23 protein-coding genes are annotated in these 23,506 nt (G+C 70.6%); 9 read left to right on the plus strand and 14 right to left on the minus strand.

Features of this window, described 5'->3' with window-relative positions:
• Position 1: 1 nt before the first annotated feature.
• Together BLA60_RS19125 and BLA60_RS19130 are read right to left on the minus strand one after the other, a co-directional pair.
• Complete coding sequence (locus BLA60_RS19125; protein WP_084735100.1) at positions 2–1,360, minus strand: citrate synthase; 1,359 nt, start codon at positions 1,358–1,360, stop codon at positions 2–4.
• Between the two features lie 93 nt (positions 1,361–1,453).
• Positions 1,454–2,419, minus strand: coding sequence for a carbohydrate kinase family protein (locus tag BLA60_RS19130; protein ID WP_075134292.1), 966 nt, complete (start codon positions 2,417–2,419; stop codon positions 1,454–1,456).
• A gap of 81 nt (positions 2,420–2,500) precedes the next feature.
• Between BLA60_RS19130 and BLA60_RS19135 the strand changes: the two genes are divergently transcribed.
• On the plus strand, positions 2,501–3,634 hold the full coding sequence (locus BLA60_RS19135) for an acyl-CoA dehydrogenase family protein (RefSeq protein ID WP_075134293.1): 1,134 nt from the start codon (positions 2,501–2,503) through the stop codon (positions 3,632–3,634).
• Between the two features lie 48 nt (positions 3,635–3,682).
• Here BLA60_RS19135 and BLA60_RS19140 read toward each other — a convergent pair whose 3' ends face one another.
• The 12 genes from BLA60_RS19140 to BLA60_RS19195 form a co-directional block, all read right to left on the minus strand.
• Positions 3,683–4,894 carry an amidohydrolase gene (locus BLA60_RS19140; RefSeq protein WP_075134533.1) on the minus strand — a complete coding sequence of 404 codons (1,212 nt, stop codon included), beginning with the start codon at positions 4,892–4,894 and terminating at the stop codon, positions 3,683–3,685.
• Positions 4,895–4,905: 11 nt separating this feature from the next.
• On the minus strand, positions 4,906–5,817 hold the full coding sequence (locus BLA60_RS19145; RefSeq protein WP_075134294.1) for an aldose 1-epimerase family protein: 912 nt from the start codon (positions 5,815–5,817) through the stop codon (positions 4,906–4,908).
• 24 nt (positions 5,818–5,841) lie between these two features.
• Complete coding sequence (locus tag BLA60_RS19150) at positions 5,842–7,248, minus strand: APC family permease (protein WP_075134295.1); 1,407 nt, start codon at positions 7,246–7,248, stop codon at positions 5,842–5,844.
• 52 nt (positions 7,249–7,300) lie between these two features.
• The gene (locus BLA60_RS19155; protein WP_245812056.1) at positions 7,301–8,623 is read right to left on the minus strand and encodes an MFS transporter; all 1,323 of its coding nucleotides are present in this window, start codon (positions 8,621–8,623) and stop codon (positions 7,301–7,303) included.
• Between the two features lie 47 nt (positions 8,624–8,670).
• Entirely contained in the window at positions 8,671–9,345 is a 675-nt protein-coding gene (gene pdxH, locus BLA60_RS19160) for a pyridoxamine 5'-phosphate oxidase (protein ID WP_075134296.1), read from the minus strand.
• 169 nt (positions 9,346–9,514) lie between these two features.
• Entirely contained in the window at positions 9,515–10,150 is a 636-nt protein-coding gene (locus BLA60_RS19165) for a TetR/AcrR family transcriptional regulator (protein WP_075134297.1), read from the minus strand.
• A gap of 376 nt (positions 10,151–10,526) precedes the next feature.
• Positions 10,527–11,249 (minus strand): urease accessory protein UreD, encoded by a 723-nt coding sequence (locus BLA60_RS19170; RefSeq protein WP_075134298.1) that lies wholly within the window; start codon positions 11,247–11,249, stop codon positions 10,527–10,529.
• Positions 11,246–11,941 (minus strand): urease accessory protein UreG, encoded by a 696-nt coding sequence (gene ureG / locus BLA60_RS19175; RefSeq protein ID WP_425427074.1) that lies wholly within the window; start codon positions 11,939–11,941, stop codon positions 11,246–11,248. Before ureG ends, BLA60_RS19170 begins: the two co-directional genes overlap by 4 nt.
• Positions 11,907–12,602, minus strand: a complete 696-nt coding sequence (locus tag BLA60_RS19180; RefSeq protein WP_075134300.1) for an urease accessory protein UreF — start codon at positions 12,600–12,602, stop codon at positions 11,907–11,909. Before BLA60_RS19180 ends, ureG begins: the two co-directional genes overlap by 35 nt.
• Positions 12,602–14,308 (minus strand): urease subunit alpha, encoded by a 1,707-nt coding sequence (locus BLA60_RS19185; RefSeq protein ID WP_075134301.1) that lies wholly within the window; start codon positions 14,306–14,308, stop codon positions 12,602–12,604. Before BLA60_RS19185 ends, BLA60_RS19180 begins: the two co-directional genes overlap by 1 nt.
• Positions 14,305–14,589: an urease subunit beta gene (locus BLA60_RS19190; protein ID WP_075134302.1), complete on the minus strand. Its 285-nt coding sequence runs from the start codon at positions 14,587–14,589 to the stop codon at positions 14,305–14,307. Before BLA60_RS19190 ends, BLA60_RS19185 begins: the two co-directional genes overlap by 4 nt.
• The gene (locus BLA60_RS19195) at positions 14,586–14,903 is read right to left on the minus strand and encodes an urease subunit gamma (protein ID WP_075134303.1); all 318 of its coding nucleotides are present in this window, start codon (positions 14,901–14,903) and stop codon (positions 14,586–14,588) included. The genes BLA60_RS19190 and BLA60_RS19195 overlap by 4 nt, the downstream gene beginning before the upstream one ends.
• Positions 14,904–15,092: 189 nt before the next feature.
• Between BLA60_RS19195 and BLA60_RS19200 the strand changes: the two genes are divergently transcribed.
• The 8 genes from BLA60_RS19200 (at position 15,093) to BLA60_RS19235 (ending at position 23,432) form a co-directional block, all read left to right on the plus strand.
• On the plus strand, positions 15,093–16,247 hold the full coding sequence (locus tag BLA60_RS19200) for a citrate synthase 2 (RefSeq protein WP_075134304.1): 1,155 nt from the start codon (positions 15,093–15,095) through the stop codon (positions 16,245–16,247).
• Positions 16,248–16,370: 123 nt separating this feature from the next.
• A complete protein-coding gene (locus tag BLA60_RS19205) occupies positions 16,371–17,207 on the plus strand; it encodes an ABC transporter ATP-binding protein (RefSeq protein ID WP_154814454.1) in 837 nt (278 codons plus the stop codon).
• Positions 17,204–18,028, plus strand: coding sequence for an ABC transporter permease (locus BLA60_RS19210; protein ID WP_075134305.1), 825 nt, complete (start codon positions 17,204–17,206; stop codon positions 18,026–18,028). Before BLA60_RS19205 ends, BLA60_RS19210 begins: the two co-directional genes overlap by 4 nt.
• Entirely contained in the window at positions 18,025–19,236 is a 1,212-nt protein-coding gene (locus tag BLA60_RS19215; RefSeq protein ID WP_075134306.1) for a sensor histidine kinase, read from the plus strand. Before BLA60_RS19210 ends, BLA60_RS19215 begins: the two co-directional genes overlap by 4 nt.
• On the plus strand, positions 19,233–19,859 hold the full coding sequence (locus BLA60_RS19220) for a response regulator (RefSeq protein WP_075134307.1): 627 nt from the start codon (positions 19,233–19,235) through the stop codon (positions 19,857–19,859). The genes BLA60_RS19215 and BLA60_RS19220 overlap by 4 nt, the downstream gene beginning before the upstream one ends.
• Before the next feature lie 65 nt (positions 19,860–19,924).
• Positions 19,925–21,295, plus strand: a complete 1,371-nt coding sequence (locus tag BLA60_RS19225) for a serine hydrolase domain-containing protein (RefSeq protein ID WP_075134308.1) — start codon at positions 19,925–19,927, stop codon at positions 21,293–21,295.
• Between the two features lie 158 nt (positions 21,296–21,453).
• The gene (gene serC / locus BLA60_RS19230; protein ID WP_075134309.1) at positions 21,454–22,596 is read left to right on the plus strand and encodes a phosphoserine transaminase; all 1,143 of its coding nucleotides are present in this window, start codon (positions 21,454–21,456) and stop codon (positions 22,594–22,596) included.
• Positions 22,596–23,432 (plus strand): phosphoribosylaminoimidazolesuccinocarboxamide synthase, encoded by an 837-nt coding sequence (locus BLA60_RS19235; RefSeq protein ID WP_075134310.1) that lies wholly within the window; start codon positions 22,596–22,598, stop codon positions 23,430–23,432. The genes serC and BLA60_RS19235 overlap by 1 nt, the downstream gene beginning before the upstream one ends.
• The last annotated feature ends 74 nt before the right edge of the window (positions 23,433–23,506 follow it).

Raw genomic sequence — 23,506 nt, forward strand, 5'->3', positions numbered from 1 at the left:
CTCAGCGCTTGTCGAGCGAGAGGTAGTCGCGCTCGGTCGCGCCGATGTACACCTGGCGCGGGCGGCCGATCTTGGTCGCCGGGTCGTTCATCATCTCCCGCCAGTGCGCGATCCAGCCGGGCAGCCGACCCAACGCGAACAGCACGGTGAAGAACTTCGTCGGGAAGCCCATCGCGCGGTAGATCAGTCCGGTGTAGAAGTCGACGTTCGGGTACAGCTTGCGCTCGACGAAGTAGTCGTCGGCCAGCGCGTGCTCCTCCAGCTGCTTGGCGATGTCGAGCAGGCTGTCGTCGCTGCCGAGCCGGCCGAGGATGTCGTCGGCGGTCTTCTTGATGATCGCCGCGCGCGGGTCGTAGTTCTTGTACACCCGGTGGCCGAAGCCCATCAGCTTCACGCCGTCCTCGCGGTTCTTCACCTTCCGCACGAACGCGCCGACGTCGCCGCCGGAGTTGCGGATGCCCTCCAGCATGTCCAGCACCGCGCTGTTGGCGCCGCCGTGCAGCGGACCGAACAGGGCGTTGATGCCGGCCGAGATGCTGGCGAACAGGTTCGCCTCCGACGAGCCGACCAGCCGCACCGTCGAGGTGGAGCAGTTCTGCTCGTGGTCGGCGTGCAGGATGAACAGCAGGTCCAGCGCGCGCACCAGGTCGGGGTCCATCGCGTAGGGCTCGGCGGGGAAGCCGAAGGTCATCCGCAGGAAGTTCTCCACCAGCCCCAGCGAGTTGTCCGGGTAGAGGAACGGCTGGCCGACCGACTTCTTGTAGGCGTAGGCGGCGATCGTGGGCAGCTTGGCCAGCAGCCGGATGGTGGAGATCTCCACCTGCTCCTGGTCGAAGGGCAGCAGGCTGTCCTGGTAGAAGGTCGACAGCGCGGACACCGCGGAACTGAGCACCGGCATCGGGTGCGCGTCGCGGGGGAAACCGTCGAAGAAACGCTTGAGGTCCTCGTGCAGCAGGGTGTGCCGGCTGATCTTCGAGGCGAACTCGTCGAGCTGGGCCTGGTTGGGCAGCTCGCCGTAGATGAGCAGGTAGCTGACCTCGATGAAGGAGGACTTCTCGGCCAGCTGCTCGATCGGGTACCCGCGGTAGCGCAGGATACCGGCGTCGCCGTCGATGTAGCAGATCTCCGACGAGCACGCGGCGGTGTTGACGAAGCCAGGGTCCAGCGTCACCAGCTCCGTGGTCGACAGCAGCTTGCTGACATTGATCCCCGACGAGCCCTCCGAGGCATGCGTGAGCGACATCTCGTATTCGCCGCCCGGATATCGCAACGCGACGGATTCCGGCGCGCCGTTTGGTGTTGCCGAACCGTGGGCGCTGTTGTTGCCAGCACCGGCGGTCGCGGTCCTCGCGTCAGGCATGCGTAGTCCCTCTCAACAAACGTGTCTTGTTGTTCTCAACGCTAGTGCGATCCGCGCCGCCCGGACAGTCCACGGAGTGTGGGCCACCGCACTCTATGAGTGAAGGCCCAGCTCAGCCGCATAGGGTGGTTCGGCTCCGGCACGCGAAACGGTGACCGAGGCCGCGCGCGCGGCGAATTCCAGCGCCGCCCGCCAACCATCGGCATCGATCTCCCGTACCCCCGACGGGTTGCCCATTCCCGCCTTTTCCAACCAGTGCAGCAACGCCCCGTGCACGGTGTCCCCCGCCCCAATGGTGTCGACCACCACGGCCGGGACCGTCGGCACCTCGATCCGGTCACCGTCCGCCGTCAACGCGACCAGCCCGTCGGCGCCCCTGGTCAGCACGGCGGCGGCCGGCCCGGCGGCCAACCAGCCCCGGACGGTGTCCTCCAGGTCGTCCTCCAGGCCCGCCCGGTCGCCCGGGTCACCGGCCAGCCACGCCGCGTCCTCAACGGACAGTTTGAGCAGGCCGATGTCGGGCAACCAGGAGGTGAACCGGGCCCGGTAGGCGTCCGGATCGGTGATCATGGCCGCCCGGATGTTGGGGTCGACGACCACCAGGCCGCCCCGGGCGGAATGTCGGCGCAGCACCGTTTCGTAGGTACTCGCGCCCGGCTCGAGAACCAGCGACAGGGTGCCGAGAGAGACGATCGTCACGTCCGGGCCCAGCTCGCCGGGATCGGCGACCAGCCGGTCGGCCGTGGCCTCGACGTGGAAGGAGTAGCGGGCCGAGCCGTCCGGGCCGATACCGGCGACCGCGAGCGTGGTCGGCTCGTCACCGCGCTGGACCAGTGAGACGTCCACACCGGAGCGCCGCAGCCGGTCGACCAGCGCGTCCCCGAAGGTGTCGGTCGACACCCGCGAGAGGAAGCTCACCGGCGACCCGAGCCGGCCCAGGGCGATCGCCACGTTGTAGGGGCCGCCGCCGGGCAGTGGCGCCAGCGCGCCCAGCTCACCGGGTAGGGCGTCGGCCGCCGGTACGAGATCGATCAAGGCCTCGCCGCCGACGCAGAGCATGTGCACCTCACTGGATTTTCGACTACTACCCGACAGTAGGTCGTCATACTAATCCGGCACGCACGACCTGCGGAGGACCGAATGCCTGCTGAGCGCCTGCTCCCGGATCAGGACGCCGAGGACCTGATCAAGCTGACCAGGGAGATCGCCCGGGACGAACTGGCGCCGCTCGCGTCCGACCACGAGGAACAGGGCCGGTTCCCGCGCGAGCAGTTCCGGACCCTGGGGCGGGCCGGGCTGCTCGGCCTGCCGTACCCGGAGCGGTGGGGCGGGTCGGGGCTGTCCTACGAGGTGTACCTCCAGGTGCTGGAGGAGATCGCCACCGCGTGGATGTCGGTGGGCGTCGGCCTGTCGGTGCACGTGATGTCGTGCTACGCGCTGGCCGAGCACGGCACCGACGAGCAGCGGGAGCGGTGGCTGCCGGACATGCTCGGCGGGGACCTGCTGGGCGCCTACGCGCTGTCCGAGGCCCAGGCCGGATCGGACGCGGCCGCGTTGACGACCAAGGCGGAGCCCTCCGACGAGTCGTACGTGGTGAACGGGGTGAAGTCGTGGATCACCCACGGCGGCCACGCGGACTTCTACACGACGATGGTGCGGGCGCCCGGCGGGATCTCCTGTCTGCTGGTGGATTCCGGGACACCGGGGCTGTCCGCGAGTCCGCCTGAGCGGAAGATGGGGTTGACCGGGTCCTCCACCACCCAGATGATCTTTTCCGATGCCGTCGTGCCCGCTTCCCGACTGATCGGTGAGGAAGGGGCCGGGCTGCGGATCGCGTTGACCGCGTTGAGTTCCGGGCGGTTGGGCATCGCCGCCTGCTCGGTGGGACTGGCACAGGCCGCCCTGGACGAGGCCGTGGCCTACGCGAAGGGGCGCTCGCAGTTCGGGCGGGCGATCATCGAGTTCCAGGGGATGGAGTTCCTGCTGGCCGACATGGCGGCGGCCGTGGAGTCGGCCAGGGCCACCTACCTTGAGGCCGCCCGGCGGCGGGACCGAGGAGTGGCCTTCGCCCGGCAGGCCTCCGTCGCGAAGCTGGTGGCCACCGACGCCGCCATGAAGGTGTGCACCGATGCCGTTCAGGTTCTGGGTGGGGCCGGGTACACCCGGGACTTCCCGGTGGAGCGGTACCTGCGGGAGGCCAAGGTTCCGCAGATCTTCGAGGGGACCAACCAGATCCAGCGCATGCTGATCGCCCGGTCCCTGCGCGGTTCCTGAGTTGTGGGGTGGCCGGCAATCCCGATCCGGCCACCGTCGACCTCTTCCCTATTCGGTGTAGAAGGGGTTCGTGGTTCGGCCTTCGCCGGTTGACTCGTCGAAGTGGTAGACGTCCCTGCCGTTGACGAAGACCCGGACCGCTCGGCTCATGACGTCCAGGGGATCGCCGGACCACAGCACGATGTCGGCGTCCAGCCCTGGGCGCAGGGCGCCCACCCGGTCACCCAGACCCATGATCTCGGCCGGGTTGATGGTGATCGAGCGCAGCGCCGTCTCGGAGTCGAGGCCTTCCTTCACGGCGAAGGTCGCCTGGTGCACCAGGTAGTCGATGGGGACCACCGGGTGATCGGTGGTCATGGCGATCTTCACGCCCGCCCTGGCCATGATTCCCGGGTTGCGCATCGAGCGGCGGCGAACCTCCACCTTGGACCGGCCGACGATCAGCGGGCCCATGATCACCGGGATGTCCTTGGCCGCCAACGTGTCCGCCAGCAGATGACCCTCGGTGCCGTGGTTGACGATCAGGCGGTAGCCGAACTCCTCGGACAGGCGAATGGCCGTCGCGATGTCATCGGCCCGGTGGCTGTGTTGGCACCAGGGCAACTCGCCCTCCAGCACGCGCACCATGATTTCCTGGGTGTTGTCGCGCTCGAAGGGTTTGCCCTCGCGGATCGCCCATTCCCTGGCCTCGCGGTAGTCCTGGGCCTTGGTGAACGCGTCGCGGATCACGGCCGCCACACCCAGGCGGGTGGACGGGAGTTTGTTCTGGTCCCCGTACACCCGTTTCGGGTTCTCGCCCAGGGCGCTTTTCACGCTCACCGGTTCCCGAACCAGCATGTCCTCGACCGTGCGACCCCAACTCTTCACCGCCACGGTCTGGCCGCCGATGGGGTTGCCGGAACCGGGCTTCACGACCACCGTCGTCACGCCCCCGGCCAGGGCGTCGCGGAAACCCTGGTCGTCGGGGTTGATGCCGTCCAGGGCACGCAGTCGCGCGCCGTTGGGATCGGTCATCTCGTTGACGTCCAGGCCCGCCCAGCCGTCGCCCTCCTCGTACACGCCCAGATGCCCGTGGGCCTCCACGAAACCGGGCAGCACCCACGTGCCCGACGCGTCCACAATCTCCGCGTCGTCCGGAATGTCCACGTCGGCCTCGGCGCCGACGGCCACGATCACGCCGTTGTCGATCAGAACGGTTCCGCCCTCGACGGGTTCACCGTCGACCGGAACGACATATCCACCAGTGACAGCAGTACTCACGATCATGCAACCTACCTGCCCAGCGCCCGGATGCCCCACCGTCCGCTCCAGGTTCCCCCGGCCGGGAGCACGATCAGGTCCGTGCCGGAGTTCAACGCGTCCGGCGGGCAGGTCATCGGCTCGATGGCGATCGCCCGACCGACACTGCCGGGGAAGCCGGTGGGGGTGAAGACCTGCACCCAGGCGAACACCGGGTCCGCCCACACCTCGACGCCGCCGCCGTCGTGGGTCACCGTGTGGTGGACCAGGCCGTCGGCGCCGGGCAGGCAACCACCGAACGCGGTGTCCAGGTCGGCGGTGCGCAGCGGGCGTCCCGCGCGGAAGTCCAGGTCGGTGCCCTCCACCGACGTCGGCTTGCCGACCGGGACCAGGGTCTCCTCGTCGACCGGCAGCACCGTCGATGCCGCCAGGGTCAGCACACAGTCATCCACGTCGGTGCCGGCCGGGCGGGGATACGGGTGGGCGCCCACGCCGAAGGGCATGTCGTCGTCGGACAGGTTGTGCACGGTGTGGGTGACGGTCAGGCCCGCCTGGTCCACCGCGTAGGTGATGCCGGTGGCGAACCCGAACGGCCAGCCCTGCCGCCCGTCGACCCGCACCTCCAGGGTGAGGGCCGAGGCCGTGTGCTCGACGACCGTCCACTCCTCGCGCCGCGTCAGGCCGTGGATGGCGTTGCCCCGCGCCGGCTCGGTGACCTCCAGCTGCTGGGTCACGCCCGCATGCGGCCAGGTGCCCCCTCGGACCCGGTTGGGCCAGGGCACCAGCACCGCTCCGGCGCCGAGCGGCGGGGAGTCCTGCGCGCCATAGGTCTCGACGTAGGGCTGCCCCGCCACCTCGAAGGCACGCAGCGACGCGCCGACCGTCGTGACGGTCGCCCGCGCGTCGCCGTGCCCGATCTCCAGTTGTCGTCCGGTAGGTCCCATGAACAAGACCCTATTGGCCCGGCGTCAGTCCTTGAGCGCCTGCGGGTCGAACTCCTTGACCTGTTCGCCCCTGGCCCGCAGGTACGCCCAGTTCGCCACCCACAGCACGACGCCGAGACCGATCAGGATCAGCGCGATGTAGTAGTCGCTGGCCGGCCGGCCCGACAGCCACGGGATCGCCAGGTACCCGCACAGCACCCCGGCCAGCACCGGCGCCCACGTCGGCGCCCGGAAGTGGCGGTGCTCGACCGTCTCCCGGCGCAGCACCAGCACCGAGACGTTGACCACCGCGAACACGCACAGCAGCAGCAACGCCGTCGTTCCACCGAGCTTGCCGACGCCGTCGGAGCCGGCGGTGGCGACCAGCACGGCGGCGATCGCGCTGGTGATCAGGATCGACACCCACGGCGTGCGGCGGAACGGGTGCACGGTGCCGAAGATCTTCGGCAGGATCCGCTCGTTGGCCATGCCGTAGAGCAGCCGGCTGGCCATCAGCATGTTGATCAGCGCCGAGTTGACCACCGCGAACATGCCGATCCACTCGAAGATCCAGCGCGGGAACTCCGGCGCCCCGACCCCGATGACCTCCAGCAGCGCCCCGGACTGGGCGGCGGCCAGGTCGTCGGCGGCGATCAGCAGCGAGGACGTGATGGCGACCAGGACGTAGATCAGCGCGGCGGTGGCCATGCCCGACAGCAGCGCCTTCGGGAACACCCGGTTGGGTTCCTTGACCTCCTCGGCCATGTTCACCGAGTCCTCGAAGCCGACCATCGCGAAGAACGCCAGCGAGGTCGCGCCGGTGACCGCCAGCAGCCAGGTCGTGTCGGCCGTGTCGATCTCCACCAGCCGGCCCGGCTCGCCGTTGCCGCCGGCGACCGCGTAGACACCGACGCCGATGATGATCGCCAACCCGGCCAGCTCGATCAGCGTGAGGACCACGTTGGCCTTCACCGAGTGCGCCACGCCGATGAAGTTGACGATCGCCAGCACCACGACGAAGCCCACCGCCACCAGGGCGACCACGACCGTGGACACCTCGATGTCGAACGCCGCCGGTAGGTAGGTCTTGCCGAAGGCCAGCGCCGCCGAGGACGCCGAGGTGATCCCCGAGCACATCACCGCGAAGGCCACGATGAACGTCAGGAACGGTTTGCGGAACGCGCGGTTGGTGTACAGCGCGGCGCCGGCCGCTCTCGGATACTTGCCCACCAGTTCCAGGTAGGCGAACGCGGTGAGGAACGCGACGATGAACGCTATGAGGAACGGCAGCCACAGCGCGCCGCCGACCTTGCCGGCGACACTGCCGGTCAGGGCGTAGATCCCCGTCCCCAGGATGTCGCCGATCACGAAGAAGAACAGCAGCTTCGGCCCCATGACCCGCTTCAGCGCCGGCTGGCTCTCCTCGTTCCGATCTGTGTTCTCGGTCACCATGAACCCTGAGCATGCCTGATCATGGTCGCGGTTGCCAGAGTGCGTACTGTTACTACTTCACTACGTTCTGGTCCTGTGGCAGGTCGTCGGGATCCTCGCCGTGATCCTTGCCGTGATCCTCGCCGTCCGAGCCGGGGGCCAGGTAGCGCCAGAACACCGGCAGGCACGCCACCGCCACCACGGTCAGCACGATCACCAGCACGCCGCCGCCGGTGGCCGCCGCCGTGGTCCCCACCGCCGCCGCGCCCCAGCCGTGCACCAGGTCCGCGAGCCTCGGCCCGCCGGCCACCACCACGGTGAACACGCCCTGGATGCGCCCGCGCAGCTCGTCGGTCGAGTCGGTCTGCAGGATGGAGCTGCGGTACACCATGCTGATCATGTCGGCCGCTCCGGCCAGCGCCAGGAACACCACCGCCAGCCACAGCGACCGTGCCAGCCCGAACCCGACGATCGCCGCGCCCCACGCGCACACCGCGACCGTCACCCCCACCCCGTGCCGGCGGAAGGTGCCCACCCACCCGGACGCCAGCCCGCACAGCACCACGCCGATCGGGATGGCCGCGTACAGCCAGCCCAGCGCGGCCCCGCCACCCGGCGGGTCGCCGAAGGACCGCTGCGCCATCTCCGGGAACAGTGCCCTGGGCAGGCCGGCGACCATCGCGATGATGTCCACCAGGAACGACGCCAGCAGCACGTGTTTGGCCGCCAGGTAACGGAATCCGTCGACGATGTCGCGCAGTCCGGCCCGCCGGCTCGCCCCGGCGGCCGGCGGGATCCCCGGCAGGCGCACGAGCATCACCGTCGCCACGGTCAGCGCCACCGCGTCGACCAGGTACAGCGTGGACAGTCCCGCCAGTGGCATCAGCGCGCCGGCCGCCAGCGGCCCGAACACCATCCCGAACGAGGACACCGTCGCGCTCAGCGCGGTCGCCGAGGGCAGCAGGGTCACCGGCACCAGCCGGGCGACGGCCGCCGTGCGGGTCGGCATGTTCACCGCCACGAACGCCTGCTGCACGGCGAACAGGACCAGCACGAACCACACGTTGCCGGCACCGAGCGCGGCCTGGAGCCAGAACAGCACCGACGTGCCCGCGATGCCGACGTTGCTGACCAGGATCACCGTGCGCCGGTCGACCGCGTCGGCGATCGCCCCGCCCCACAGCCCGAACACCAGCAGCGGAACCAGACCGAACGCCCCGGTCAGCCCGACGTAGGCCGACGACCCGGTCAGGTCGAAGACCTGCTTGGGCACGGCGACGACGGTCAGCTGGCTGCCGACGGCGGTGACGGCCGTGGAGATCCACAGCCGCCGGTACGCCGGGATGGCCAGCGGCCGGGTGTCGATCGCTATCCGCCGGCGTGCCCCGTCCCCCACCCGGCAGACAGTAGGCCCGCCGGTGTGCGGTCAGGGCGTGAGAACCCTCACGGGCCCAGGCGTTCGACCTTCCAGCCGTCGCGGCCCTGCTTGAACTGGAGCCGGTCGTGCATGCGGTCGCGGCGGCCCTGCCAGAACTCCACGACCTCCGGCCGGATCCGCCAGCCGCCCCAGTGCGGCGGCACCGGCACCTCGTCGACGTCGGCGAACTGCCGCTGCACGTTGGCCAGCGCCGACTCCAGGGCGTGCCGGCCGCTGACCACGATCGACTGCGGCGAGGCCCACGCCCCCAGCTGCGAGCCGCGCGGGCGGCTGGCCCAGTAGGTGGCGGTCTCGGCCTGGCTGACCTTCTCCACCGTGCCGCGCACGGTGGCCTGGCGGTGCAGCGAGTACCAGGGGAAGGTCGCCGAGGCGAAGCGGGTGGCCATCAGGTCGTGGCTCTTGGCCGAGGTGTAGTTGGTGAAGAACACCACGCCCCGGTGGTCCAGGCCCTTGCACAGCACGGTGCGTGAGGCCGGGATGCCCTCGGCGTTCGCGGTGGCCAGCACCATGGCGTTGGGCTCGGGCGCGCCGGCGGTGATGGCGTCGTCGAGCCAGTGCTGCAACTGTTCCCACCAGGTGCCGGCGAGCTCGGGCTCGCTGAGGGTGCCCTCCTCGTAGGAGACCCGCATCTTCGGCAGTTCCAGAGTGAGGTCACCGGTCGACATCCTGCCGTCAGCCATGCCCGAGCCTCCTGGTGGTGTAGGGACCCACAGATCACTCGAGGGCCTTGCCGCCGGTCGCCGGAAAGCCCTCTGCCGGTGACGGTACGGGGATTTCCGGCGCGCGGAAACCTCACGACGGGTGATGACCCCCACCCGAATCGATGCGGAAACGCTGCGCGGCCACCGGCTACGCCGGACGGGTGATGGCCGCGACGAAGACCTGCCGGATCTCGTTGGCCACCGCGTCGGCCGGCATCGGCGGATCGTGCGCCTGCCACTCGCGCAGGATCCCGGTGACCGCGCCGACCAGTGCGATGGCGGTGAGCCGGTAGTCACGCTCCGGCGCGAGACCGGCCGCCGCCGCGCGGTCACACTCCGCCTCGATGAGGTCGGTGTACCGGTTGAACCAGTCGCGGTGCTGACGCTCCATGGCCTGGCTGATGCCCGGCACCTCGACGTAGTTGAGCCGGGGGAACCGGGGATCGGCGGTCACCGCGGCGACGAACTCGTCGAGCATGGTGGTGATCCTGGTCAGCGCGTCGGCGTCGCCGAGCGAGTCGAGGACCGGCCGCATCCGTTGCATGGCGAGGGTGTTGACGTGTGCGTGCAGTTCGAGGAGTAACGCCTCCTTGCTGGCGAACTTCTCGTAGAAGTTGCGGGTCGAGACGCCGGCCCGCGCACACAGGTCGGCGATCTTGGTCTTGTGGTAGCCGCGCGTGGTGAACTCGTCCAGCGCGGCCTCGAGCAGCCGCTCCCGCCGCTCGGCGCGCCGCTGTTCGGTGTCCACTCCCCGGTACATGCGGCTCTGCGGTCCTTGCCCCATCGGACCTTCTCCCTCAGCTCTCTAAGCTGGGAATATCCCGGCGGACCGTCACGTCCGGCCGGGACAACGTTCTGAAAATTTCAATTACCACAGTGAAGAAACCCCAGTTGAGGGTTGCCGACAATCCGAAATCCTCCCACGTTCTGCTCCGTCAGGTGTGGTGGTTCGTCCACTGGCCACGGCGTTGTTCACCGGCCCGGCCGAGCGCCCGCACTTCGGTGGGAGTTCCTCACACCATCTTCCCGCACCATCGTCCGCACCATCTGGAGAACCGTTTTACACCCCATCGATTCAGCGCTGACCAGGGGACCCCGGATCATGATTCAGTCCGGACACGGTAAACATCTCGCTTGCCCCGCCGTACGCGACTGAATATTCACAAAGATTCGTCGCCGCTGGTTTTTTCGGCGACCTCGGCGAGCCGGCGCGTGGCGGTCGCCGCGTCGTCGGCCAGCACGGTGACGACCGATCCGCCGGCCGCCAGCGGACTGCGCGACCACCACTGACCACTGGCCGCCTCGGCCTCGTCAGGGGAGAAGTCCGACTCGGTGGCCAGCACCCGCCGGCCGGCGAGCCCGGGCAGGCTCCGGTCCAGCGCGGGGTCCCCCACCAGCAGCCGCTGCCGCAGCACCGGCCGGCCGTCCCGGGTGACCGACGTACGGGTGTCCAGCCGGCCGGGCGGCTCACCGGCCCGGCCCAGGACCAGGACCTCCCTGGTGCGCAGCCGCGCGTCCCTGGCGAGCGTGGCGACCAGGCTCGCCTCGTGCTCGGCGCGTTCGGTGACCACCGTCGGCCCCGGCAGGTACTCCACGACCGCGCCGGCCCCGATCTCGAAGGTCACGGCCGACCGGCTGGCCCCCGAGAGCAGCACCGTCGCCGCGACCCCGACCAGCCGCAACCGCGCGCCGGATCCGACCCGGACGGTCAGCGCGAGGTCGTCGCCGCCGAGCGGCCCGGCGGCCGAGGCGACCAGGTGCACGAGCGCGGAACCGTTGGCACGAGCGGGAACCAGCGTCAACGGAGCCTGGCAGCGGAGTGTCCCGACGACGGTGTTCCCGTGCCGGTCGACCTCGACGGCGAGGTCCGCGCGCGCCCTCACAGCCGGTCGCGCACCCAGCCGGCCACCGCCGGCGCGTCCGGTGTGTCCACAAGAGACTGAAGGACGACCGGCAGCCCGTTCCGCACCCGGTGCGCGTCCCCCGACATGACCCCCAGATCGGCCCCCACCAGCGGCGCCAGGTCGGTCTTGTTGATCACCAACAGGTCGGCGGTGGTGACCCCCGGCCCGCCCTTGCGCGGCACCTTGTCCCCACCGGCGACGTCCACCACGAAGATCTGGTGGTCGACCAGCCCCCGGCTGAACACGGCCGTCAGGTTGTCCCCACCGCTCTCGATGATCACCAGCCGCAGCCCGGGAAACCGCTCGGCGAGCGAGTCGACGGCGTCCAGGTTGGCGGTGATGTCGTCGCGGATGGCGGTGTGCGGACAGCAGCCGGTGCGCACCGCCTCGATCCGCGCGGGGTCCAGAACACCCGCGCGGCGCAGGAACTCGGCGTCCTCGGTGGTGTAGATGTCGTTGGTCACCACCGCCAGGTCGACGTCGGCCAGCGCCCGGCACAGCGCCGCGACCAACGCGGTCTTCCCGCTGCCGACCGGTCCGCCGACCCCGATCCGCACCGCCCGCCCGGCGGCCGGGGCCTGGTCGTGGCGGTCCGCCTCGGCGACGGTCGGGTCGAAACTCACCGGGTGATCGTGGTCAGCTGACAAAGAGACGCACCTCTTCTCGATGATGCCGTTCGTGTTCCTCCGCGAGCAGATCCAGCCCCGGCGAGGATGGTGCCGGCAGCTCCGCCGGCGCACACCCCGCCCACCGCACCGCCTCCCCCGCGACGGCCTCGACCTCGTCCACCATGCCGGCCACCACCCCGTTGACCCACAACGGATCAAGTCCCAACAGCCGCACGGCCGCGCTCGCCGGCCCACTCACCGCCAGATAGGCCGCCACCCGGGCCGCCCCGGCGACCGACCCGGCCGCCACCCCGAGCACGATCGCGTGGTGCGGACGGGGGGTCGCGGCCAGCACCGCGCGCAAGGTTGATCCACAGTCACCATCCACACTGGGGACAACCATGACGCCCACCGCGCGCGCGAAGGCCTTCCCCTGCACCCGAGAGGCGTAACGCGCTGCCGCGGACGGAGTACGCGCGTCCAGTTCCGCGTCCAACACGTCCCAGACCCCGTCCCCCCGGGGGCTCCCGGCCGCGTGGGCCGACGCGGCGGCGAACACGGCCGCGAGCAGACCCGCCGTGCGCAGCCGGGCGGTCAGGAACGGCGGCAGGTCGGCCTCGGCGCGCAGCAACCCCCGGGCGGCGGCCTCCTCCAGCCCGCCGGAGTGGACGTGGCCGCCGCCGGGGAACCGGGAGTCGGCCAGCAGCATCGCCAGGACCGACATCAGAACAGGAAGTAGCGCTGGGCCATCGGCAACTCGGCCACCGGCATCGGTTCGACCGGTTCGCCGTCGATGTGCACCGTGAAACTGTCGGGGTCGACGGTGACGGTCGGGCGGGCGTCGTTGGCGATCATGTGGTCCTTGGTGACCGCGCGGGTGTTGGTGATGGCGGCCAGCGGGGTCGCGGTCCCCAGGTGCTCGGCCAGCGACAGCGCGGACTCGGTGACGAAGTGGCGGCTGGACGCGGCCGCCACCCTCGGCGCCGCCCCGTACATCGGGCGGGCCAGCACCGGCTGCGGCGTGGGGATCGACGCGTTCGCGTCGCCCATCGCCGCCCAGGCGATGAACCCGCCCTTGAACACCAGCGACGGCTTGACACCGAAGAACTTCGGCTCCCACAGCACCAGGTCGGCCAGCTTGCCGACCTCGACCGAGCCGACCTCGTGCGCGATGCCGTGGGCGATCGCCGGGTTGATCGTGTACTTGGCGACGTAACGCCGCGCCCGCAGGTTGTCGGCCGCGCCGTCGCCGGGCAACGCGCCGCGGCGGCGTTTCATCACGTGCGCGGTCTGCCAGGTGCGGATCACCACCTCGCCGATCCGGCCCATCGCCTGCGAGTCGGATCCGATCATCGAGATGGCACCCAGGTCGTGCAGCACGTCCTCGGCGGCGATGGTCGTCGGCCGGATACGGCTCTCGGCGAAGGCCAGGTCCTCGGGCACCGACGGGTTGAGGTGGTGGCAGACCATCAGCATGTCGAGGTGCTCGTCGATGGTGTTCACCGTGTGCGGCCGGGTCGGGTTGGTCGAGGACGGCAGCACGTTGGGCAGCCCGACCACGCGGATGATGTCCGGCGCGTGCCCGCCGCCGGCCCCCTCGGTGTGGTACGCGTTGACCGACCGCCCACCAATAGCGTCCACAGTGGACTCCAGGAAGCCGGCCTCGTTCAGCGTGTCCGTGTGGATCGCCACCTGCACACCGGATTCCTCCGCCACCCGCAGACACGCGTCGATGGCCGCCGGAGTGGAACCCCAGTCCTCGTGCAGCTTGAACCCGGCCGCGCCGGCCGCGACCTGTTCGCGCAGCCCCTCGGCCGAGACCGTGTTGCCCTTGCCGAGCAGAACGACGTTCACCGGCTGGCCGTCCATCGCCTGGAACATCCTGGTCAGGTTCCACGCGCCGGCGGTCACCGTGGTCGCCTTGCTGCTCTCCGCCGGGCCGACGCCGCCACCGACGAGCGTGGTCAGACCGGACGCCAACGCGGTCCCGGTCAACTGCGGGCAGATGAAGTGCACGTGGCAGTCGATGCCCCCGGCGGTCAGGATCTTCCCGTTCCCCCCGACGATCTCGGTCGACGGGCCGATCACCAGTGCCGGGTCGACGCCGTCCATGGTGTCGGGGTTGCCAGCCTTGCCGATGCCCACGATCCGCCCGTCACGCACACCGACGTCGGCCTTCACCACGCCCCAGTGGTCGAGCACCACGACGCCGGTGATCACCAGGTCCGGCGCGCCCTCGGCGCGGGTGACGGTCGACTGGCCCATGGACTCGCGGATCACCTTGCCGCCACCGAAAACCACCTCGTCACCCGAACCCCGCCCCAGCGCCCGGTCCTCGGTGACCTCGATCAGCAGGTCGGTGTCGGCCAACCGGACACGGTCGCCGACCGTCGGCCCCAGCAGCGAGACGTACCGCGCGCGGTCGGTCATCGCAGCCCCGCCACCACGCCGCGCCCGGCCAGCGGCACGAGCGTCACCTCCCGCTCCACCCCCGGCTCGAACCGCACCGACGTACCGGCCGGCACGTCCAGCCGGTGCCCGGCCGCGGCCGCCCGGTCGAACGCCAGCCCCGGGTTGACGTCGGCGAAGTGGAAGTGCGAGCCGACCTGCACCGGCCGGTCGCCGGTGTTGCACACGACCAGCGCCACCCTGCGCCGTCCCGGGTTCAGCTCGACCGGGGTGTCGGCCAGCAGCAGCTCACCGGGGATCACGCGTCGCCCCGGGACACGATCGGGCTGTGCACGGTGACCAGCTTGGTGCCGTCGGGGAAGGTCGCCTCGACCTGGACGGAGTCGATCATCTCCGGAATGCCCGCCATGACCTGATCGCGACGCAGCACCGAACGACCGGAGGACATGAGGTCGGCGACCGACCGGCCGTCCCGCGCGCCCTCCACGATGTGATCGGTAATCAGCGCTACCGCCTCCGGATAGTTCAGCGCCACGCCGCGCCCGAGGCGACGCCGCGCGACCTCCGCAGCCATCGCCACCAGCAGCTTGTCCTGTTCCTGGGGTGTCAGGTGCATGGGAAGAGGTCTACCACCGGTAGGGGTGCGTTTCCGTTCCCGAAACACACGCTTAACGTCCGCCCCGGCCGAGGGGTTTCTGAATCGTTCTCCTGAATCGTGACCGAAACCACCGGCTGGAGCAATTGCCTAAGTGGGCCGAACAGGAGGAAGGTGACCTGGGTTCGGGACTGCTGAGAGGGCGAAACGATGCACGGCGCGGTGCGACAGATCGACCAGAACAACTCGTCGGCGGACGATCCCGACGACGGCTTCCGACCGGGTTTGGAGGGCGTGGTCGCCTTCCGCACGGAGATCGCCGAGCCCGACCGCGACGGCGGCGCGCTGCGCTACCGGGGCGTGGACATCGAGGACCTGGCCGGCAAGGTCACCTTCGGCGACGTGTGGGCGCTGCTCGTCGACGGCCGCTTCGGCCAGAGCCTGCCCCCCGCCGAACCGTTCCCGATCCCCGTCCACACCGGCGACGTCCGGGTCGACGTCCAGGCGGCGCTCGCGATGCTGGCCCCCATCTGGGGCTACCAGCCCCTGCTCGACATCGACGACGAGCAGACCAGGGAGCAGCTGGCCAGGGCCTCGGTCATGGCACTGTCCTATGTGGCCCAGTCGGCGCGCGGCATCGGCCGCCCGGCGGTGTCCCAACAACGCATCGACGAGTGCGACACGATCACCGAACGCTTCCTCACCCGCTGGCGCGGCGAACCCGACCCGGCGCACGTCCGGGCGATCGACGCCTACTGGGTGTCGGCGGCCGAGCACGGCCTCAACGCGTCCACCTTCACCGCGCGGGTCATCGCCTCCACCGGTGCCGACGTGGCGGCGTCGATGTCCGGTGCGATCGGCGCCATGTCCGGCCCGCTGCACGGCGGCGCCCCCGCCCGGGTCCTGCCGATGATCGCCGAGGTCGAGGACAAGGGCGACGCCCGCAAGGTCGTCGCCGGCATCCTCGACCGGGGCGAACGCCTGATGGGCTTCGGCCACCGCGTCTACCGGGCCGAGGACCCCCGCGCCCGGGTACTGCGCCGCACCTGCCAGGAACTGGGGGCGCAACGGTACGAGGTCGCCGTCGAACTGGAGCAGGCCGCGCTCGCCGAGCTGAGGGAACGCCGCCCGGACCGCGCGATCGAGACCAACGTCGAGTTCTGGGCGGCGGTGATCCTCGACTTCGCCGAGGTGCCACCACACATGATGCCGGCCATGTTCACGTGCGCGCGGACCGCCGGGTGGTGTGCGCACATCCTGGAGCAGAAGAGGACTGGACGGTTGGTTCGGCCGTCGGCCCGGTATGTGGGGCCCGGGCCCCGGCCGGCTTCCGAGGTCGAGGGTTGGGCCTCCGTCCGGTCCTGATTCGCGTGGCGAGGTCATCGCCGGGTTCACCCGGCGATGACCGCTTGTCCACCGATCGGTGGACAACCAGGTTCAACCGCCCGGAGGTCCCCCACCCCCCGCCCAGCAACCAAGCTCAACAGCATGACCGCCATACAGGTACAAGGACTCCGCAAGTCCTACAACACACTGGTAGCGGTGGACGGGATCGATCTCGACATCCACAGGGGACAGGTCTTCGCCATCCTTGGCCCGAACGGCGCCGGGAAAACCACCACTGTCGAGATCCTCGAAGGCCATCGCACCAGAACGTCCGGCAGCGTGTCGGTCCTCGGAACCGATCCGGCCAGGGCGACCAGAGCCTGGCGAGCCAGGATCGGCATCGTGCTGCAGACGGCCAACGACGCGGCCGAGTTGACCGTCGCCGAGACCGTGAGGCATTTCGCGACCTACTTCCCCGCCCCGGCCGACCCGCGCGCGGTGATCGAACAGGTGGGGCTCACCGAGAAGGCCGGCGCGCGGATCAAGCAGCTCTCCGGCGGCCAGCGACGTCGTCTCGACGTCGCGCTCGGCATCGTGGGGCGCCCGGAGCTGCTGTTCCTGGACGAGCCGACCACGGGGTTCGACCCGGAGGCCCGGCGCCACTTCTGGGACCTCATCCGCACGCTGGCCGCCGACGGGACGACGATCGTGCTCACCACCCACTACCTCGACGAGGCCGAGGCGTTGGCCGACGAGGTCGCCGTGATCGCCGGGGGGCGGATCGTCGCCAGGGGAACGCCCGCGACGCTCGGGGGGCGGTCGACGGCCAAGGCGACGGTCAGCTGGATCGACCATGACGGGCCGCGTTCGGTACTCACCGACACACCAACGGCTCTGGTCAACCAGCTCTCCGGCGGTGGGCGGGAACTCCCGGAGCTCACCGTGACCCGGCCGAGCCTGGAGGACACCTACCTGTCGCTCATCGGAGGTGCCCGATGACCACCACCCTCGACCGTGGCGCGCTGCCCGGCGTGCTGACCGTCGGTCTGGCGCGCGGCGCCGTCGAACTCAAGCAGTTCTTCCGGCACAAGGACCAGGTGATCTTCACCTTCTCCTTCCCGGCGCTCATCCTGATCCTGCTCGGCTCGGTGTTCAGCGACACCTACGAGGGCACCGGTGTGTCCTCCGGCCAGGTGTTCAGCGCGAGCATGGCCGGCGCCGGGATCATCGCCACGTCCTTCCTGAACCTGGGGATCGGCGTCGCCGAGGACCGCTCGGACGGCACGCTCAAGCGGCTGCGGGGCGCGCCCGTGCCGATGTCGGCCTACTTCATCGGCAAGATCGTTCTGGTGGTGGTGGCCAGCCTCGCCGAGCTGGTGCTGCTGCTGGCCGTGGGCATGGCCCTGTTCGACACCACCCTGCCGGCCGACGCCGGCCGCTGGTTCACGCTGGTCTGGGTGTTCCTGCTGGGCACGATCGCCTGTTCCCTGCTCGGCCTGACGATCAGCTCGTTCGCGAAGAACGCGCAGAGCGCCGGCGCGATCACGAACCTGCCCTACATCGGTCTGCTGTTCGTCTCCGGCGTCTACATCCCGCTGGTCGTGCTGCCCGGCTGGATGCTCGACATCGGCGCGCTGTTCCCGGTGAAGTGGGTGGCCCAGGGCTTCCGCGCCGCGCTGCTGCCCGACAGCATGGCCGCCCAGGAGCCGGCGGGCACCTGGGAGCTGGGAACCACCGCGTTGGTGCTCGGCGGGTGGTGCGTGGTCGGATTGGTGTTGTGCCTGGTGACGTTCCGACTGACCGCCCGCAAGGAGCGGTGAGTTCCGAACACGGGGCGTCGTCGAACACCGGCGGCGTCCCGGACGGGTGGTTCTGGCTGTGGGACCTCTACTTCTCCATCGGGTTCGTCGCGATGATCGCCTTCGCGTTGGGCACCGACGGGACCACCCCGACCGGCCGGGCCGTCATGGCCGGCGCGATGGCCACGATGGCCGTGTGGTTCTTCGCCTTCGGCCGGCGGGTCATCCTGGCCGACCAGGAGCAGGCGCGGCCGTGGCCGGGGCGGATCTTCGCGTTCGGGGTCGTCGCCCTGCTGGCGGTGGGGGTGCTGATCGAGCCGATCGCCTCGATCGCGCTGTTCGCCGTGTGCCCGTTGATCTTCATGAGCCTGCGGCTGCCGGAGGCCATCGCCGTGATCGTCGTGGCCAACCTGCTGCCCGCGATGCACGTGCTGATCACCGAGGGCCCCGGCCAGGTCCTGCCGGAGGTGGGGCCGAGCACGATGATCAGCCTGGTCCTGTCGGTGGTGCTGGGCACCTGGGTCTACCGGGTGGTGATCGAGAGTGAGGAACGAGCGGAGTTGATCAAGGAGTTGGAGGCCAGCCGGGAGGAGGTCGCCCGGCTCTCCCGCGAGGCCGGGGTCAGCGCCGAACGCACCCGCATCGCCGCCGAGATCCACGACACCCTCGCCCAGGGCTTCACCAGCCTGCTGACCCTGGTCCAGGCCGCCGAGTCGGAACTGGACCGCGACGACACCGCCGGCCAGGACAAGGTCCGCCGCCACCTGCGGCTGGCCGCGCGCACCGCCCGGGAGAACCTCGGCGAGGCCCGCGCGCTGGTCGCCGGCCTGATGCCCTCACCGCTGGGCACCGCCTCCCTGGAGGAGGCGATCCGCCGCCAGGTCGAACGGCTCACCGAGGAGACCGCCATCCGCACCGCCTTCCACGTCGACGGCGACCTCGCCGACCTGACCACCGGCCTGGAAGTGGTACTGCTGCGCGCGGTACAGGAGTCGCTGACCAACGTCCGCAAACACGCCAGCGCCTCCCAGGTCACCATCGACCTGCTGGTCGAGGCGTCGAACGCCACGCTGCTGGTCACCGACAACGGCCGAGGGTTCGACCCGTCGGCGGCCGCCGACGGGTTCGGCCTGCGCGGCATGCGCACCCGCGCCGAGCAGGTCGGCGGGTCGCTGCGCGTCGACAGCGGCCCGGACGGGACGACACTGACGGTGGAGGTGCCGCGATGATCAGGATCATGCTGGTCGACGACCACCCGGTGGTCCGCGAGGGCCTGCGCGGGATGCTGGAGTCCGAACCCGACCTGACCGTCGTCGGCGAGGCCGGCTCCGGGGAGGAGGCGGTCGCCCTGGCCAGGGCCGTCACCTCCGACGTCATCCTGATGGACCTGCGGATGCCCGGCCTGGACGGCGTCGGCGCGACCGCGCGGATCCTCGCCGAGTCCGACCGGGCCAGGGTGGTGGTGCTGACCACCTACGAGACCGACGCCGACATCCTGCGCGCGGTCGAGGCCGGCGCCGCCGGCTACCTGCTCAAGGACGCCTCCCGCGCGGAACTCGCCGGGGCGGTGCGGGCCGCCGCGCGCGGCGAGACGGTGCTCGCGCCGTCGGTGGCCGGGCGGCTGGTCCACCAGGTCCGCCGGCCAGCCCAACAGACCCTCTCGGCGCGGGAGGTGGAGGTACTGGCGCTGGTCGCGCGGGGGCTGACCAACGCCGACATCGGCCGTACGCTGCACATCAGCGAGGCCACGGTGAAGACCCACCTGCTGCGCACGTTCGGCAAGCTCGGCGTGTCCGACCGCACCGCCGCGGTGACCACGGCCATGGCCCAGGGCCTGCTGCGGAATCGTTAGCAGCGGTAATTGGTAATGGCCCGTGACCGATCCAGTCCCGGCCGCTTTCGGCCACAATGACGCCCATGCTGCACACCACCGAGTTCGCGTTGCTCCGCCGGGTGGCCGCTGAACAGGCAGAACGCCGGGCGCCATCGCTGGTCGCCGCGGTGATCCGCGGACAGGACCTGCTCTGGCACGGTGCCCGCGGCATCGTCGACGGGACCCAGGACGGGCCGGCGCCGACCATCGACACCCAGTACCGCATCGGCTCGATCACCAAGACGTTCGTCGCGGTGCTGGTGATGCGGCTGCGCGACGAGGGCCGGCTGGACCTCAACGACGTGCTCGACAAGCACCTCGGCGGCACGTCCTTCGGGCACCTGACCGTCGCCCAGCTGCTCTCCCACACCGGCGGCCTCACCTCGGAGTCCCCCGGCGAGTGGTGGGAGCGCGCCCCCGGTGACGGCTGGCCGGCGCTGGTGGAGAGCATGTCCGCCGAGCAGGGCCGCCACCGCGCCGGTGAGCGGTTCCACTACTCCAACGTCGGCTACGGCGTGCTCGGCCAGCTGGTCGCCGAGCTGCGCGGCACCGACTGGCTGACCGCGCTGCGCGAGGAGATCCTCGAGCCGCTGGGCATGACCCGCACCACCCCGCACCCGAGTGCCCCGCACGCGCTGGGCTTCGCCGTGCACCCGTTCGCCGACGTGCTGCTGCCCGAGCCGACGCCCGACGCAGGGGCGATGGCCCCCGCCGGTCAGCTGTGGTCGACGGTCACCGACCTGGCGCGCTGGGTGCGGTTCCTGGCCGGCGACACCGGCGGCGTCCTGTCGCCGGACACGGTCGCCGAGATGCGCGCGCCGGCGGCCGTCGAGGACGGCGCGGCCTGGACCACCGGCTACGGCCTGGGGCTCCAGGCCTTCCGGAACTCCGGCCGCCAGCTGTGCGGGCACGGCGGCTCGATGCCGGGCTTCCTGGCCAGCGTCGTGGTCGACCCGGCGACCACCACCGGCGCGCTGGCGCTGACCAACAGCACCGCCGGGGTCGGTGTCGCGGCGCTGACCACCGACCTGATCACGCTGGTGGACGACTACGAGCCGGCGCTGCCGGCGCCGTGGGTGCCGCAGCCGGCGGCCGACGCGGCGCTGCTGGCGATGACCGGCGAGTGGTTCTGGGGCCCGTGGCCCTACACGCTGCGGCTGCTGCCCGGCGGCTGGCTGGACCTGAGCCCGCAGTCGGGCACCGGCCGGTCCTCGCGGTTCCGTCCCGACGGGCCGGACACCTGGCGCGGCCTTGACCGCTACTACGCGGGCGAGACGCTGCGGGTGCACCGGGGTGTCGACGGGGCGGTCAGCCACCTGGACCTGGCGACGTTCGTGTTCACCCGCACGCCCTATGACGCGGCGGCCCCGGTCCCCGGCGGTCTCGACCTGGGCAGCTGGCCGACCAACCACTGACCTCCCCCGCCGTCAAGCTGGGAAGATCGACATGTGGACAAGTGGTCCGGCTGTGGACAACCCCATGGGGGGTCGAGGCGCACCGAGGCGGGATGAGGGAGACTGGGCCCCGGCAACGTCGCCGTAACCAACCCCGTACTGCCGAGAGGCGCAGTCACATGACCCAGTCACCGACCACGATCGACCCGACCTCGCTGGTGCTGCCCGCCGACCTCAAGCCGTCCGACGGCCGCTTCGGCTGTGGCCCGTCCAAGGTCCGCCCCGAGCAGCTGGCCCGACTGGTGTCCGACGGCTCCGCGCTGATGGGCACCTCGCACCGCCAGAAGCCGGTGAAATCCCTGGTCGGCCGGGTCCGCGCGGGCCTGCGCGACCTGTTCTCGCTGCCCGAGGGCTACGAGGTCGTGCTCGGCAACGGCGGCACCACCGCCTTCTGGGACGCGGCCGCCTTCGGCCTGGTCCGCGAGCGCGCCCAGCACTTCACCTACGGTGAGTTCTCCGCCAAGTTCGCGACCGTCACCAAGGGCGCCCCGTTCCTGGCCGACCCGGTGGTGGTCACCGCCGAGCCGGGCAGCGCGCCGGCCATCGAGTACGCGCCGGGCTGTGACCTGGTCGGTTGGGCGCACAACGAGACCTCCACCGGTGTCGCCGTCCCGGTGCGCCGCCCGGCCGGCTCGGACGCCGCGCTGGTCGCCATCGACGCCACCTCCGGTGCCGGCGGCCTGCCGGTCGACGCCAACGACTTCGACGTCTACTACTTCGCCCCGCAGAAGTCCTTCGCCTCCGACGGCGGGCTGTGGCTGGCGCTGATGAGCCCGGTCGCGCTGGAGCGGGTCGCCGAGATCGGCGCCAGCGGGCGCTGGGTGCCCGAGTTCCTGTCGCTGACCACCGCGCTGGACAACTCGCTCAAGGACCAGACCTACAACACCCCGGCCGTGGCGACGCTGTTCCTGCTGGCCGAGCAGATCGACTGGATGCTGTCCCACGGCGGTCTGGAGTGGACCACCGCCCGCACCAGGGACTCGTCCTCGCGGCTGTACGAGTGGGCCGAGAAGAGCGAGTTCGCCACCCCGTTCGTCGCCGACCCGGCCAACCGTTCCCAGGTCGTGGGCACGATCGACTTCGCCGAGGGCACCGACGCCTCGGCGATCGCCAAGGCGCTGCGCGCCAACGGCATCGTCGACGTCGAGCCGTACCGCAAGCTGGGCCGCAACCAGCTGCGGGTGGCGATGTTCCCGGCCATCGACCCCGACGACATCACCGCGCTGACCCGCTGCGTCGACTGGCTGGCGGAGCGCGTCTAGTGCAACACGTCTACAGCGGCAAGGTCCGCGAGATCTACGCCGACGGCGCGGACCTGCTGCTGGTGGCCTCGGATCGGGTGTCGGTGTACGACGTCGTACTGCCGACCCCGATCCCGGACAAGGGCGCGCTGTTGACGACGCTGTCGGTGTGGTGGTTCGACCGGCTCACCGACCTGGTGCCCAACCATCTGATCTCGGCCACGGACGTGCCGGCGGAGTTCGCCGGCCGGGCGATCCGCTGCCGTCGGCTGGCGATGGTGCCGTTCGAGTGCATCGTGCGCGGCTACCTCGCCGGCTCCGGCCTGGCCGAGTACCGGCGCACCGGCGCCGTGTCGGGGGTGGAGCTGCCCGACGGCCTGGTCGAGGGCAGCCGCCTCCCGGAGCCGATCTTCACGCCGACGACGAAGGTGTCCGACGGCGGCCACGACGAGCCGGCCACGTTCACCGACGTGATCGACGCCGTCGGCGTCGAGGTCGCCACCCAGTTGCGTGAACGTTCCCTGGAGATCTACGGGCGCGGCGTCGAGCGCGCGGCGGCGAAGGGCATCATCGTCGCCGACACGAAACTCGAGTTCGGCTTGACCGAGGAGGGCGTGGTCACCCTCGCCGACGAGGTCCTGACCCCCGACTCGTCCCGTTTCTGGCCGGCCGAGGAATGGCAGCCGGGGCGGCCCCAACATGCCTTCGACAAGCAGTTCGTCCGCGACTGGGCGGCCTCGACCGGCTGGAACAAACAGCCGCCGGCCCCGGAATTACCGGACGAGATCGTGATGTTGACCAGGGCCCGCTACATCGACGCCTACGAGAAGATCACGGATTCGGTCTGGCGCTCTTGACAGGAAGTCCGGCAAGATCGGATCCGGACCGATGGCACGGTACTCGGCGCGCCTAGCCCGTCAAGGCGACCCGC

Source organism: Actinophytocola xinjiangensis, from assembly GCF_001921215.1.
Lineage (GTDB): Bacteria > Actinomycetota > Actinomycetes > Mycobacteriales > Pseudonocardiaceae > Actinophytocola > Actinophytocola xinjiangensis.